This window comes from Corallococcus carmarthensis, from assembly GCF_003611695.1.
Taxonomy (GTDB): Bacteria; Myxococcota; Myxococcia; order Myxococcales; family Myxococcaceae; genus Corallococcus; species Corallococcus carmarthensis.
Window position 1 is genome coordinate 1 of the sequence record NZ_RAWE01000109.1, and the last position, 14268, is coordinate 14268.

Below are 14268 nucleotides of genomic sequence, written 5' to 3' on the forward strand. Positions count from 1 at the left end.
GGAGGGTTCAGACGCCGGTGAGGGCGCGCGCGGCGGCGGGGCCGGTGGCGGCGCGGCGGGTCCGGGCTGCTCCGGGGCGTCCATGAAGCGCGTCACCCACGCGGCCCCCAGCGCGAACAGCAGGAACAGGCCCAGGCTCAGGCCGGGGATGAGGAACCAGCGGACGAGGGTGCGGTGCGAGGACGCCATGGGCCGGGAGCCCGCGTGTCATACCCGCCTCACGGGGAGCCGTGAAGCGGGGATGCACGCGAGCGCCCGAGGCTACGGATACACCTCGCGTCGCGACGTGGTCGTCGTGGTCGTCGTGGGCGTCGTCGGGGGCGTCACCACCGCCCCTTCGGCGCGGATGCGCTGCTTGCGGCTGACGCCCAGGGTGGCGCCGAGCACCGCCGCGACGAGCCCAAACAGGAGCCCCGCGAAGATGCCCCAGAAGACGCGGCCGGAGCGGTCCGCCACCTTCAGCGCGCCCTGCTGCACCTCCTGGCCCACCTGACCGGCCTTGGCCTTGGCCTGGGTCTTGGCCTGATCCACCTGCTGCTCCACGCGGTTGGCCACCTCCTCCGCGTCCTGGCGCGACAGCTTGGTGTTCTGCGCGATGTTGCTCACCAGCAGCTCGCGGTCCACGCGGCCCTGGCGCACGCCCTCGGTGACGATGTCCTTGGTCGCCGCCTCCAGCTGGTTCGCGGTGATGGCGGGCTTGCCCTCCTGGCGCAGCCGCTTGTTCACGGGCGCGAGCGCGTCGTTGGCGTCCAGGCCGAACGCCTTGGCCGCTTCACCGCCTCCCGTCACGGCGCCCACCGCGGCGGCGCCGCCCGCGCTCACCGCCGTCTTGCCCACGTTGAACACCGCGCCCAGCACGTTGGACAGCAGCATGCCCAGCACCACGACGCCCGCGAGCGTCGTCAGGCCCCAGAGCACCGCGCCGTGCAGCGCGCCTCCCGCCTTGTCCACGATGCCGGCGCTGCGCGCGGCCACCACACCGCCCACGAAGAGCGCGACCAGCGGGACGAGCACGCTCCAGATGCCGGTGAAGATGCCCGCGGACTTCGCGCTCGAGGCGTTGGCGGGGTCCACCGATGACAGGCCCAGCGCGAGCCCCAGCGTGTAGAGCAATATCCAGACGCCCAGCGCGACGAAGGTGCCACCAAAGATGGCGCCCCAGCTCAGCTTGTACGCACTGCCCGGCACCGCTGGGATGTTGCCGGCGCGTTCGCTCTCAACAATGGCTGCCATTGGACTCCACCCTCGCTTCCCGTGTGTCGCCTGGCCGCGCTCGGCACGGCCAGGACGTACGTGTCTGGGATGAAGGTGTGCACCAGGGAAACCGCTTCATTTCACTGGCTCACGGCTGCCCCGTCCCGAAGGGTGGGACGGACGGCCGGGTGGCCTCAGCGCAGGCCGAGCGCGTCGAGGAGCAGTGCCTCGCGCGCCACCACCGGCGAGCGCGGAAGCACGTCCGTGCGGTAGCGCGCGACGAGCGCGGGCAGGGTCACCGGGCTGCCGTCGCCCAGACCGCTCCAGGCGGCCAGCAGGCCCAGGACATGCTCGGGAGGACGGCCGCGCGCACGCAGCTCCGCGAGCGCGAACGCCCCGTCGCGCTTCGCCAGCCGCTTGCCGTCCTCGCCCATCACCAGCGGCACGTGGAGGAACGCGGGCGCGGCCAGGCCCAGCGCGGCGTAGAGCTGGAGCTGGCGGGGCGTGGAGGGCAACAGGTCGTCCCCGCGCAGCACGTGGGTGATGCGGCTGGCCGCGTCGTCCACCACCACCGCGAGCTGGTAGCTGGCCACGCCGTCGTTGCGGCGCACCACGAAGTCCCCCACCAGCGCCTGCACGTCCTGGGCCTGGGGGCCCACCAGCTCGTCCACGAAGCGCACTTCTCCTTCACGCGCGCGGAAGCGGTACGCGGGGGCACGGGTGCGGGCGCGCTCGGACACCTGTCCGGCGGTGAGGTGCGCGCAGGTCCCGGGATAGCGCGGGCCTTCGTCGGACAGGCCGTGGGGGGCGCTCGCCGCGCGGGCAATCTCCGCGCGCGTGCAGAAGCACGGGTAGATGAGCCCCTCGCGTTCGAGCCGGTCCTGGGCCTCGCGGTAGACGCTGTCGCGCTCGCTCTGGATGAGCGGCGCCTCGTCCCACTCCAGGCCCAGCCAGCGCAGGTCCTCGTAGAGGTCCTGGAGGAACTGGGGGCGGCAGCGCGCGCGGTCCAGGTCCTCGATGCGCAGGAGAAATGAGCCGCCCGCGGCCCGGGCCTGGAGCCAGCCCAGGAGCGCGCTTCTCACGTTGCCCAGGTGCATGCGGCCGGTGGGGCTGGGGGCGAAGCGTCCTCGCATCGTGGGCGAAACCATAACTTCCCCGCCCGCGGGGCTGGGAGAGAATGCCCCGCTGCTTCCTTCCGTTCCCTGGGATGTGACTCCGTCCATGCGCTTCCTGCACTGCTCCGACGTCCACATCACCGAGGACTACTTCGCCCTGCCGCTGCGCAAGCTGGGCTGGCGCCGCTGGGTGGCGCTCGTCGAGCTGACGGCGGGAGGCCGGGCGAAGGCCTACCGGAACGCGCAGTCCACGCTCTCCGCCATCGCCCGCGACGCGGGCACGCATGGCGTGGACCACTTCATCCTGTCCGGCGACCTCACCGCCTACGCCCTGGAAGGCGAGTTCCGCGCCGCCCGCGCCGCGCTCAGCCCCCTGGCCCCGACGCCCGCTCGCTGCACCGTCATCCCCGGCAACCACGACGTCTTCACCCCCGGCGCCGCGCGCAGTGGCCGCTTCGCCCAGCACTTCGGGGACCTGCTGGAGAGCGACCTGCCCGAATACCGCCGCGAGGGCGCGTTCCCCTTCGTGCGCCTGGTGGGCGAGGGCGCCGCGGTGGTGGGGCTGTGCTCCGCGCGACCGCTGCCCACGCCGGGCCTGTCCTACGGCAGCGTGGGCCCCGCGCAGCTCGAAGGCCTGGCGGCCCTGCTGAAGGACGCCCGGTTGGACGTCCGCGCCATCCTGGTGGTGGTGCACCACGCGCCGAGGAGCCCCGCGAACCACGCGGACGGCTGGCACCACGGGCTGCATGACGCGGACGCGCTCCTGAAGCTGTTGCCGGGCCCGCGCTTCGCGGTGCTTCATGGCCACATCCACCAGCGCTACCACCACCCGGCCACCCAGGACCGGCCGCATCTCTTTGGCGCGGGCTCCTCCACCCAGGCGGGGAAGGAGGGCTACTGGCTCATCGAGGTCCAGGACGGAGTCGTCGTGGGCGGCACGAAGCACGTGCCGGCGTTGTGACAGTTCCGCCCAGCGGCGGTACAAGGGGCGCACATGACCCTGGCGCCCACGTCCCCACCCGTTGAGTTGTCCCTGGAGGAGTACCGCTTCCTGCGCCAGCTGGGACGTGTCACGGACGACCTCCTGGAGGAGAGCCTCCGGGAGCGCGAGACGCTCACCCAGTGCTTCCGGCGCTGCTTCCCCACGCTGCTCCAGCACCTGGGCGCGCGCGGCATCGCGGTCACCACGCGCGACGAAGAGCTGGTGGAGCAGACCTGGAGCGAGGGCGACTGGGGCGGCGTCTTCGCCGGAGGCCTGCTGGCGGGGCCCACGGGCCTGAGCGTCCACGACACGGGCACGCTGCTCACCCAGACGCTGGACGTGGCGGGTTCACCGGTGGGCACGCTGGGCGTGCTCTACGCGGGGCCGCCGGGCGACGCGGGCGTCACCGCGAAGCGCCTGCGCGCGCTGGACGTGGTGGCGGAGGAGCTGGACACGGTGCTGATGCTGGTCCACACCGCGTCGGAGAAGCACCAGCTCATCCTCCAGTGCAACGAGCACCTGGCCAACCCCGTCTTCGAGGCGGGCATGGACCACGCGGTGCGCACGCTGGCGCAGCGGGTGCGGCTGCCGGGTTTCCTGCTGCTGTACCGCGACGCCGTGCAGCCGCACGTGCTGCACTACCGCACGTACCGGCACGGGCAGCTGGAGTACGAGAGCGGAGAGCAGCCCAGCGCCCCGCTGGAGTCGCTGGTGCACCAGCACGGCACGCGGCTCCTGCACGGGGACGCGGGCGTGCTCAAGCGCCTGTTCGACGGACGCACCACGGAGGCGGTGCTCATCTCCGCGGCCACGCGCAGCGAGCCCCTGGGCAAGATTGTCGTCTGGAGCAACGAGGGCTTCTCCGCGTACGCGATGGATCTCATCCGCGTGCTGGCCTCCACGCTGAGCCAGCGCCTGCTGGACTACAACCGCGAGCGCATCCACCTGTCGCAGTTCTTCCCCACGGGCGCCATCGACGCGCTCCTGGAGGATCCGGACTACGCGCGGCACCTGCGCGCGCAGGAGCAGGAGGTGGGCATCCTGTTCGCGGACATCAACGGCTTCACCCGCATCTGCGAGCAGGGCTTCGACAGCCCGCGCAGCATCGGCCGCTTCGTGGACGAGTGGAGCGCGCGCGCCGTGGACTGCATCTGGGCGCACGGCGGCGTGTTCGACAAGATGGTGGGCGACTGCGTCATCGGCCTCTTCGGTCCGCCCTTCTTCCAGACGGACCGCGTGCGCCGCGCGGAGGCCGCCGTGCGCGCCGCGCAGGACATCCAGGCCTTCACCGCGGAGTTGAGCGCGCGGGAAGAAGTGGCCGCGCTGTGCCGGCGGGTGAAGCTGCCGGGGCTGGGCGTGGCGGTGGGCGTGAACCTGGCCACCGCGAACTGCGGCCTCTTCGGGCCCAACCGCAACTACACCGCGTTCTCCAGCGGCATGAACCAGGCCGCGCGCCTGCAGTCGCTGGCGGGCTTCCGCGAGACGTTGGTGATGGAGAGCGTGCACGAAGCGCTGAAGCAGTCGCAGGAGCCCTTCGTGCGCAAGCTCCAGTTCGGCCCCCTCATGGAGACGCCGGTGAAGAACGTGGCCCAGCCGCTCCGGCACTACCAGCTGTCGCCGTAGCGCGATCGGAACGGCGGGGCCGGGCCCTCAGGCCAGCAGGTGCGTGCCCGCGTAGCGGCGCGAGAAGTGGATCCACCGGCGCTCGTCCACCTCCACCTGCCACTCGCTGTTGGGCGTCAGCGGCAGGCGCTGCTTGAGGAAGCTCTCCAGGTGGTCCGCGGCCTTGAGCGGCGTGAGCCCCGGCGCGCGGAACGCGATGTGGAGCGTCACGTCCAGCGACGGCGCCACGTCCACCGACGCACAGATGCGCAGCGGTCCCACGCGCCGCTGGTATTGGGTGTCCGATGCCGGCCACGTGGAGGAGCCCTCGGGCTGCGGGGGCGCCTGCTCGAGCCAGTTGTCGGGGATCAGGATGAAGTCGAGCAGGTTGCTGCTCGCCTCTTCCACCGTGCCGTGCTCCTGGATGGAAAGCATTGCCCACCTCCGACAGAGAAGCCGTTGGGGTTGCGTGGAAGCCGTCTTGAAGAATGTGCCCACGAGCCCATGCCATGCAAGGGCCCACGAACATCCGCGTGCCGCCCACACCTCGTTACGTGCGTGCGGGCGGAACGGACGCTAGCGCTTCGGGGTGACACTGCAGGTCGGGTGGTGTGCCGCGCGACCCCGCACGTTGCTCAGGACGCGACGGGAAGGGAGCGGCGGGGCTTGCGCTCCACGGCGGCCTTGAGCTGGCCGCAGCCCGCGTCGATGTCGATACCGCGACGTTGGCGCACCGTGCTGGGCACGCCGTACGTCGTGAGCACGTCCTGGAACGCGCGCACCGCGTCGGGGACGCTGGGCCCGCCGTCGTAGCCCACGGTGGGGTTGAGCGGGATGACGTTCACGTGCGCGTCCATCCCGTGGAGCAGTTGCCCCAGGTGGTGCGCGTGCTCCGCGGTGTCGTTGCGGCCGGCGATGAGCGTCCACTCGAAGAAGATGCGGCGCTTGCGCTTCGCCACGTAGTACCGGCACGCGTCCATCAGCTCGTTGAGCGGCCAGCGGCGGCCCGCGGGCACCAGCGCCGCGCGCTCCGCGTCGGTGGCGCCGTGGAGGCTGACCGCGAGCTGCACCGGGCGCGCCTCGTCCGCGAGCCGGAGGATGCCGGGCACCACGCCCACGGTGGACAGGGTGATGAAGCGCGGCGCCAGCGCCAGGCCCTTGGGGTCCACGAGGATGTCCACCGCGGCCATGGTGTGCTCGTAGTTGTGCAGGGGCTCGCCCATGCCCATGAGCACGATGTTGCGCAGCGCTTCCCCCTGCGCGCGCAGCACGCGCGTGACGTGGAGCACCTGGCCCACGATTTCGCCCGGCGTCAGGTGGCGCGACAGGCCCATCTGCCCGGTGGCGCAGAAGACGCAGCCCATGGCGCACCCGGCCTGCGTGCTCACGCACACGGTGGCGCGGCCCTTGAAGCGCATCAGCACCGTCTCAATGGTCTGCGCGTCGTGCAGGCGCAGCAGCAGCTTGTGGGTGAGCCCGTCGCTGCTGAAGCTCTCGTGGTGCGTGGCGAGCACGCCCAGGTGCGCGCGCTCCTGGAGCACCGCCTGGAGGTCCGGGCGCAGCCCCGTCAGGTCGCCCGTCGCCGTCACTCCGTCGCGGTACAGGCCCGTCCACACGCGCTCGCGGTACTGGGGACTGAAGCCCCAGCCGGCGAGCCGCGCGTCCAGCGCGGGGCGGGGCAGGTCGTAGAGGTTCACGGTGGCGTCCGGCATGACGGGGGCTGGGATAACACACCCGGCGCTGTCACACCCGGGTCCGCCGGCCTGGAGGGCGGACAAGGGAGCGCGCGCGGGGGGCGACGGACGAAGCCTGGGGACGTTGCGGCGTCCAGCGGGTGACACCTCGCGTGCCAGCGCGCCGCGTCGTGCCAATCGTGGAGGGCCTATGGGTCTGGCCATCCAGCAGGAGGAGTTCACGCCGGAGGAGCACGCGCGCTTCGTGGCGCGGCTCGCGGAGAGCCTGGAGGCGCTGCGCCAGGTGCTCCAGCGTCCCGGCTTCGGCGTGGGGCCCGCGACGATGGGCGCGGAGCTGGAGGTGGCGCTGGTGGACGGCGCGGGCTCGCCGCTGCCGGTGAACCAGCAGGTGCTGGCGAAGTCGAAGGACGACCGGCTGACGCTGGAGCTCAACCGCTTCAACATGGAGATGAACCTGCGCCCCTCGCCCCTGGCGGGACGGCCGTTCACGGGGCTCCAGGCCCAGCTGGACGACGTGCTGGCGGAGCTCAAGCGAGCGGCGGCGACAGAGGGCGCGCGCGTGGCTGCGGTCGGCATCCTGCCCACGCTGCGGCAGGCGGACCTGGGAAAGAACGCGCTCACGCCGCAGGCGCGCTACCGGGCGCTGTCCGCGGCCATCCGCAAGCGGCGCGACGGGCCCTTCCAGGTGGCCATCGCGGGCGACGACACGCTCAACCTCTCCTGGGAGGACGTGACGCTGGAGGGGGCGAACACGTCGCTCCAGTTCCACCTGCGCGTGGCCCCAAAGGACTTCGCGCGCGTGTACAACGCCGCGCAGCTTGCGACGGCGCCGGTGCTGGCCGCGTGCGGCAACTCGCCGGTGTTCCTGGGCAAGCGGCTGTGGGAGGAGACGCGCGTCGCGCTCTTCCAGCAGGCCACCGACGACCGCAACGACAGCGACGAGGCCGCGCACCTGCATCCGCGCGTGACGTTCGGGCATGGCTGGGTGCGCGAGGGCCTGCACGAGCTGTTCGCGGAAGCCGTCGCGCTCTACCCGCCGCTGTTGCCGGTGATGGGGCAGGAGTCTCCGCTGGAGGTGGTGGCCGCCGGGGGCCTGCCGAAGCTGGAGGAGCTGCGGCTGCACCAGGGGACGGTCTGGTCGTGGAACCGGGCCATCTATGATCCGCAAGGGGAGGGCCACGTGCGCATCGAGTTCCGCGCGCTGCCGTCGGGCCCCACCGTGGTGGACATGGTGGCCAACGGCGCGTTCCTGCTGGGGCTGACGCTGGGGCTGGCGGAGCGGGTGGACGCGCTGTTGCCGGCGCTGCCCTTCTGGCAGGCGCGGCGCAACTTCAAGCAGGCGGCGCACTACGGTCTGGGCGCGAAGCTGTTGTGGCCCTCGGAAGCCGCGCCCAGCCCCCGGGTGATGTCGGCGGTGGATCTGGTGAAGCACCTGCTGCCGGTGGCTCGGCGCGGGCTGACGGAGGCCGGAGTGGACGCGGCGGAGGCGGACGGGCTCCTGGACATCATCGCCCAGCGCGTGGCGCTCCAGCGGACCGGGTCGCGCTGGCAGCGGGCGGTGCTGGAGCGGCTGGAGGCGCACATGCCCCGCCAGGATGCGCTGGCGGCCCTGCTGGAGCGCTATCTGGAGCTGTCGGAGGAGGGGCTGCCGGTGCACACCTGGCCGGTGGAACCGCGCTGAGGGGCCTGGGATCCGGAGCCTTCGAAGCCCTGGGGGGCCTTGTCGGGATGGGGGCGTCGCGGTGAATAATCGCGGCCATCCTGTGGTCAGCCTGCGGGGCCATGTGCCTCGCGCTGAAGGGTGCCGTTTCCGTGATTGCCTCCCTCCTTGCTTCGTTCCGCTCCGGCGCCCGCCGGAGGTCCTTCCTCGTTCCCGCCCTGCTGTGCGCGGGCGCACTGACTGCGTGCACGACCATCCGGGGCCAGGCCAATGACCTGGCGGAGAAGGGCCGCTTCGTCGAGGCGGCCGAGGTCTACCTGAAGCTCGTCAATGACGAGCCCAACAACCCGGAGTACCGCGCGTCGCTGGACGACCTGCGCTGGCGCGGCCTGTCGCAGCTGCTCACCCAGGCGCGGCAGGCGCGAGTGGAGGGGCGGGACGAGGACGCGGAGGCGAACCTGGAGCAGTTCCTCGCCTACAAGGTGAAGTGGAACTCCAAGCTGGACGGCGGCATGGAGAGCTCCCTGCTGGAGGAGATGGCCGGCACGCACCAGCATCTGCGCCAGCTCATCAGCGAACAGGCGAAGCGGGGCAACGCGCTGACGGCGGAGTCGCACCTGGACCGCAAGCGCGCGCTGCTGGGCCATCCGGAGATGGCGCCCATCCGGCGCGACATGGAGGAGGCGGTGGCGCAGGGCGGCGTGGCGACGTGCGAGAAGCTCAAGCACACGCTGGCCGGCGGCGCGCAGCACTGGACGGAGCTGGTGTCGCGCTACTGCGGGCACTACCAGCAGCCCGCTCCGAGCGCGGCTGTCTTCCCGGAGGCCCTGGGGCTGCCCACGTGGCAGGCGTCCGTGGATGGCATCAGCAACGACGTGGTGCAGTACCTGATGACGCGCCTGTCGGGCGCTTTCGAGTCCACGCCCTGGTTCTCCGCGGCGTCCCCGCGCCACGCGCCGCTCACCATCGCGGGCAACCTGGTCGAGCGGTCCACCAGCCAGCCGGTGGAGCTGACGGCGACGTGGACGGAGAGTGTCCCCTATACGGACCACGAGGACCGCACCGCGACGGCGGAGGTGCCGTACACGGTGGAGGAGTCCTACGAGGACAAGGGTGAGATGAAGAAGCGCCTCGTCCGCCAGACGAAGACGGTGGAGTACAAGACGACGGTGGAGGTGACGAAGTACCGCGACGTGTCGCGTTCATTCGGCTACCAGGCGCTGCGCCGGGGGGTGGAGTACCACTTCGCGGTGGTGGCCCAGGGCATCCTCGTGGACCAGCACGCGCCGCTGGCGGTGAAGGCGGAGAAGGCCCTGTCCGCCTCCGGCTACGAGCACAACATCACCTTCGAGCCCGGCGGCGTGCGGCCGCAGAAGTTCGAGCGGCCCAACAAGGAGGGCTGGCTGGACGGTGAGCTGCGCGGCTACGAGCAGTCCTTCTTCGCCTCGCTCCTGGCGCGCTGGCAGGACTCGTATTGCAAGGCGCCCGCCTTCGCCATCGAGGACGCGGCCCGCTGCGCGCGCGGCGGCGCGGAGCTGCCCGGGCCCGCGAAGCAGGCCCTGCTGGACACGCTGGGCGACGACGCGGCGCAGGTGCACCGGCTGTTCGTCTGGAACTGAGGCCCGGACGCTAGGCGCGCGGGAGGCGTTGTTTCAGCCCTCGTCCTCCGCGCCCTTGCGCAGGCCCAGCATGCGGCGCAGCTCGCGCGCGGACTGGCGGCTCACCTCCACCGAATGTCCGCGTGCCGTGCGCGCCAGGTAGCCGCCCGTCTCCAGGGGCTCCAGCCGCGTCACGTGCGACAGGTTGAGCAGCGCCCGGCGGTGCACGCGGTGGAAGTGCTCCTGGGGCAGCTTGTCCGCCAGTTCGTTGAGCGTGAAGTCGGTGAGGAAGTCGCCCTGCGCGGTGAACACCGTCACCAGCTCGTCCTCCAGCGACGCGTGGGAGATGGCGTCCGGCGACACCAGCACCAGGCCCTGCCGCGTCGGGATGGGCAGCCGCGCGAAGGCGGGCTTCTCTCCGGCGGTCACCCCGGGCGGCGTTGCGGAGGGAGGCTTCACCCGCGCCGGCAGCCGCGTCCGCGCGCGCTCCAGCGCCTTCTGCAGCCGCGCCGCCTCCACGGGCTTGAGGACGTAGTCCACCGCGCCGTGCTCGAAGGCGTTCACCGCGTGCTCCGCGTGGGCGGTGCAGAAGATGACGTGGGGCCCGCCCTCGGGCAGCAGCGCCATCGCGTCCAGTCCGCTCAGGCCCGGCATGTGGATGTCCAGCAGCACCACGTCCACGCCGCCCGCGCGCACCGCCGCGAGCACCGAGTCCCCATCCACCGCCTCGCCGCAGACGCTCACGTCCGGCAGCGCGGCCAACAGGCGGGACAGGCGCTTGCGCGCCAGCAGTTCATCGTCTGCGATGAGGACGCGCAGGGGCTCTCTCACGTGAGGACTCCGGGTTGGGGGCCCTGGCGGGGCAGGGTGACGGTGACACGGGTGCGCCCGTCGGCGCTCTCCAGGGACAGGAGGGCGTGGCCGCCGTAGGCCAGCGCCAGCCGCCGCTCCACGGTGGGCAGGCCCACGCTGCCCTCGCGCGGGCCCTTGGACGCGCCCGGGTTGTCGATGGACACCACCACCGCCCCCTCGCGCGCCGCCACCTCCACGCTCAGCGGGCCCCGGTGGCCGGCCGCGGGGCCGTGCTTCACCGCGTTCTCCGCCAGGGGCAGCAGCACCAGCGGCGGCACGGGCACGTCCGCGAGCCCGCCCGCCACGTCCATGCGCAGCTGGAACAGGTCCGGGTCGCGCAAGAGGTGCAGGTCGAAGAGCGTGCGCATCAGCTCCAGCTCCTGCGACAGCGGCCAGGTGACGCTGCGCACGCCCGCGAGCACCGAGCGGAGCATCGTGGACAGCTTCAGCACGGCGGCCTCGGCGACGGCGCCGTCCTCGCGGCACCACTCCGCGATGGCGTTCAGCGTGTTGAAGAGGAAGTGCGGATCCAGGTGGCTGCGCAGGGCCAGGAGCTGTGCCTGCTCGGCCTCCCAGGCGAAGCGGGTGGCGCGCGCACGCTCGCGGGCCAGCGTCTCTTCAAAGCCGATGTCCCGCCCCAACCCCCAGCCCGCGACCAGGAAGAGGCCGCCGCAGATGGCCAGGTTGTACGGCTCCGACAGGAACGTGGGCTGCATCAGCATGACGCGCGGCAGGGCATAGCCCACCGACAGCACCACGCCGCTGCCCACCGCCGCGTAGAGCAGCACGCGGATGCCGCCGTGGCTCAGGTCCAGCCCTTCCGGGAACAGCACCCGGTACGACACGGGCGCCACGGCGACACACAGCAGGCACAGCAGCAGGCCAATCCAGAACGCGCGCGGATCCACGCTCCAGCGCACCTGGGCCGCGAGCAGTGGAAGGGACACCAGGACGATGGGGGCCAGCCGCCACGGCGCGACGAGCGCGAGCAGCGTGGCGCGAACGATGGAGCCTTCCGACGACGTCTCCGGCATGCGGAAGCGGGAGGCTACACCGTCCCGCTTCCTAACGCTGGGGGACGGGCGCGGGGACCAGGTCCAGGACGAGCGTTCCGGCGAGGACCGCGGGGAAGAAGAGGACGGCGAGCACGAACAGGAGCGGCGAGCGCAGTGAGAACATGGGGGGTTTCTCCAGTGTCCGTGAAACATGCCCACGAACTCTGGCATCGACCCAGGGACCCTCCGGGGAGGGTTGCCCCCGGCCGTCGCGAGTCAGGGGTGAGCGGTCGCTCAGGCGCTCCGGACCGCTCCCTCCGCCTGTCCTCCCAGCGCGTCCGCCAACCGGGTCGCCTCGCGAATGCAGTCGTTGACGCCCACGCCCCGGTACGCGTTGCCGGTGAGGTGCAGGCCGGGCCAGCGCTTCAGCCGCTCCTCCATCGCCGCCAGGCGCTCCAGGTGGCCCACGGTGTACTGCGGAATCCCGCGCGGCCAGCGGATCACCTCCGTCAGCTCCGGCGTCGCGGTGAGGCCCGCCATCGTCTTCAACTCCTCGCGCGCCAACGCCGCCAGCGCGTCCTCGTCCCGTGCGACGACCTCCGGCCGGCGCGCGCCGCCCATCAGGCACGTCAGCAGCACGCGTCCGCCCTCCACGCGGAAGGGGAACGTGGTGGAGACGTGGATGGTGCCCAGCAACGCCTTGCCCTCCACCGCCGGCACCAGGAACCCGAACCCGTCCGGCTTCGGCACCGTCCCCGCCGCGAAGCCCAGGTGCACCACGGCGATGGGCGCGTACGGAATGCTGTCGGCCTTCTGAGCCAGCTCCGCGTCCAGCGGACGCAGCAGCTCCGCCGCCACGTGCGCGGGCACCGCCAGCACCACGTGCGATGCGGTCAGCTCCGCCGGCTGGCCCTGCTCACGGAAGCGCACCTTCCACCCGTCGGCCGTGCGCTCCAGCCCCTCCACCTTCGCGTCCGTGCGCACCGCGCCGCCCAGCGCCTTCGCCAGCGCGTCCACCAGCACGCCCAGGCCGCCGTCGAACGTGCTCATCTGTCCGGTGAGCGCGGGGCCCGCCTCCGCCGTTCCCGAGGCCTTCGCCTGCCGCGCCGCGCGCTGCGCACGGATGGCGCCCAGGATGAGGCTGCGGTGCTCTCGCTCGAACTTCACGAGTTGCGGGAATGTGGCCTCCGCGCTGAGCTGCTCCGGGTCGCCCGCGTAGGTGCCTGTCTGCATCGCGTCCAGCAGCACGGAGGTCGCCTCACGTCCCAGGTGGCGCCGCCCCAACTGGGCCAGGGACTCGTCCGAACCCGTGGGGTTGCGTCCGCTGAACAGTTCCCCCAGCACCCGCAGGCGGGCCGCGAGGGGGAGGATGTCGGATTTCAGGAAGGCCGGAGGTGACGCAGGGAGGGCTCTCAACGCACCCCGTGTGAAGACGTAGCGGTTTTTTGCCGCTGCATCCGCCGGACGGATACGGGAAGACACACCGAGCGTCTCCGCCAGTTCACGCGTCGTGGGCTCCCGGTCCAGGAAACTGTTGGGTCCGGCCTCCAGCAAGTAGCCCCCTCGTGCGTGGGTCTGCACGTTTCCACCCACGCGCGAAGTCGACTCCAGCACCACGGCAGCTGTGCCGCGAGCCCGCAATCGGTGGGCCAGGGCCAGTCCGGTGATTCCTCCCCCAATGACCGCGACCGTCATGACGTCCTACTCCCGAGCTTGTCGTGAGGTGAGCAACCCTGGGCGCCTTAGTGCGAAGGCAAGAGCTTTGCCAAGGAGAGCCACCCGGCGCGTTAATAAAGGCATGCGCTATGTCATCACGGGAGCCAGCCGTGGCATCGGTTTCGAATTCGTGCAGCAACTGCTGCGGCGGGGAGAAACGGTGGATGCGGGCGTTCGTGCCCCAGAACTGGCGCGCCGGCTGGAGCCGCTGCTGCTCGAAGCCGGTAACCGCCTGAGGATCCATCCGTTGGACGTCACCCGCCCGGAGAGCGTCCAGGCCTTCGCGGAGCGCGTCTCCCTTGAGCCGGTGGACGTGCTCATCAACAACGCGGGCGTATCCGGCCAGTGGGTGGGGCTGCATGAGCTGGACTACGAGGACCTGGAGCGCACGTTCGCGGTGAACGCGCTCGGGCCCCTGCGCATCACCTCCGCGCTGCTGCCCGCGCTGCGGACCGGGGCGGGGCGCAAGGTGGCGCACGTCACGTCGCGCATGGGGTCGCTCTCCAGCAACACGGAGGGGGGCGCGTACGCCTACCGCATGTCCAAGGCCGCGCTGAACATGGGCGTGCGCTCCATGTCCAATGACCTGCGCCGCGAAGGGCTGGCGTGCGTGCTGCTGCATCCGGGTTGGGTGCAGACGGACATGGGCGGGCAGGACGCGCCGCTGCCGGCGGAGGAGTCCGTGCGCGGGATGCTGCGGGTCATCGACAGCGTCTCGCTGGAGCACTCCGGCCGGTTCTTCGACTACGAGGGCGCGGAGGTTCCCTGGTGAAGTAGGCACCCGCCAGGGCAGGGGCGCTGTTCCCGGGTGAACACGCCCCGGCCCACGAGGGCAGGCAGGCAGCCCCCGGGGACGATGC

At 71.8% G+C, this 14268-nt stretch carries 12 protein-coding genes and 1 pseudogene; 5 read left to right on the forward strand and 8 right to left on the reverse strand.

Features of this window, described 5'->3' with window-relative positions; genetic code table 11:
- The 3 genes and pseudogenes from D7X32_RS25795 to gluQRS all read right to left on the reverse strand — a co-directional run.
- Nucleotides 1-189, reverse strand: a pseudogene (locus D7X32_RS25795) (AgmX/PglI C-terminal domain-containing protein); the annotation flags it as partial.
- 72 nt (nt 190-261) lie between these two features.
- Nucleotides 262-1233 carry a hypothetical protein gene (locus D7X32_RS25800; RefSeq protein WP_120605231.1) on the reverse strand — a complete coding sequence of 324 codons (972 nt, stop codon included), beginning with the start codon at nt 1231-1233 and terminating at the stop codon, nt 262-264.
- Between the two features lie 155 nt (nt 1234-1388).
- A complete protein-coding gene (gluQRS, locus tag D7X32_RS25805) occupies nt 1389-2327 on the reverse strand; it encodes a tRNA glutamyl-Q(34) synthetase GluQRS (RefSeq protein WP_167506513.1) in 939 nt (312 codons plus the stop codon).
- An 88-nt stretch (nt 2328-2415) separates the two neighbouring features.
- On the opposite strand from gluQRS, the gene D7X32_RS25810 reads away from it, so the two are divergent.
- The gene (locus tag D7X32_RS25810; protein WP_120605233.1) at nt 2416-3270 is read left to right on the forward strand and encodes a metallophosphoesterase family protein; all 855 of its coding nucleotides are present in this window, start codon (nt 2416-2418) and stop codon (nt 3268-3270) included.
- Between the two features lie 33 nt (nt 3271-3303).
- On the forward strand, nt 3304-4914 hold the full coding sequence (locus D7X32_RS25815; protein ID WP_120605234.1) for an adenylate/guanylate cyclase domain-containing protein: 1611 nt from the start codon (nt 3304-3306) through the stop codon (nt 4912-4914).
- 27 nt (nt 4915-4941) lie between these two features.
- Here the strand turns inward: D7X32_RS25815 and D7X32_RS25820 are convergent, their stop codons facing one another.
- The gene (locus D7X32_RS25820) at nt 4942-5328 is read right to left on the reverse strand and encodes a hypothetical protein (protein WP_014394034.1); all 387 of its coding nucleotides are present in this window, start codon (nt 5326-5328) and stop codon (nt 4942-4944) included.
- 200 nt (nt 5329-5528) lie between these two features.
- On the reverse strand, nt 5529-6605 hold the full coding sequence (gene rlmN, locus D7X32_RS25825) for a dual-specificity RNA methyltransferase RlmN (protein WP_120605235.1): 1077 nt from the start codon (nt 6603-6605) through the stop codon (nt 5529-5531).
- Nucleotides 6606-6777: 172 nt separating this feature from the next.
- Between rlmN and D7X32_RS25830 the strand changes: the two genes are divergently transcribed.
- Nucleotides 6778-8268: a glutamate-cysteine ligase family protein gene (locus D7X32_RS25830; protein ID WP_120605236.1), complete on the forward strand. Its 1491-nt coding sequence runs from the start codon at nt 6778-6780 to the stop codon at nt 8266-8268.
- Nucleotides 8269-8399: 131 nt separating this feature from the next.
- A complete protein-coding gene (locus D7X32_RS25835; RefSeq protein ID WP_147450262.1) occupies nt 8400-9866 on the forward strand; it encodes a hypothetical protein in 1467 nt (488 codons plus the stop codon).
- A 33-nt stretch (nt 9867-9899) separates the two neighbouring features.
- Here the strand turns inward: D7X32_RS25835 and D7X32_RS25840 are convergent, their stop codons facing one another.
- The 3 genes from D7X32_RS25840 to hemG form a co-directional block, all read right to left on the reverse strand.
- The gene (locus tag D7X32_RS25840; RefSeq protein WP_120605238.1) at nt 9900-10676 is read right to left on the reverse strand and encodes a LytR/AlgR family response regulator transcription factor; all 777 of its coding nucleotides are present in this window, start codon (nt 10674-10676) and stop codon (nt 9900-9902) included.
- On the reverse strand, nt 10673-11731 hold the full coding sequence (locus tag D7X32_RS25845; RefSeq protein ID WP_120605239.1) for a sensor histidine kinase: 1059 nt from the start codon (nt 11729-11731) through the stop codon (nt 10673-10675). The genes D7X32_RS25840 and D7X32_RS25845 overlap by 4 nt, the downstream gene beginning before the upstream one ends.
- Before the next feature lie 255 nt (nt 11732-11986).
- Nucleotides 11987-13387: a protoporphyrinogen oxidase gene (gene hemG, locus D7X32_RS25850; protein WP_120605240.1), complete on the reverse strand. Its 1401-nt coding sequence runs from the start codon at nt 13385-13387 to the stop codon at nt 11987-11989.
- A 103-nt stretch (nt 13388-13490) separates the two neighbouring features.
- Between hemG and D7X32_RS25855 the strand changes: the two genes are divergently transcribed.
- On the forward strand, nt 13491-14180 hold the full coding sequence (locus D7X32_RS25855) for an SDR family oxidoreductase (protein ID WP_120605241.1): 690 nt from the start codon (nt 13491-13493) through the stop codon (nt 14178-14180).
- Nucleotides 14181-14268: the final 88 nt, after the last annotated feature.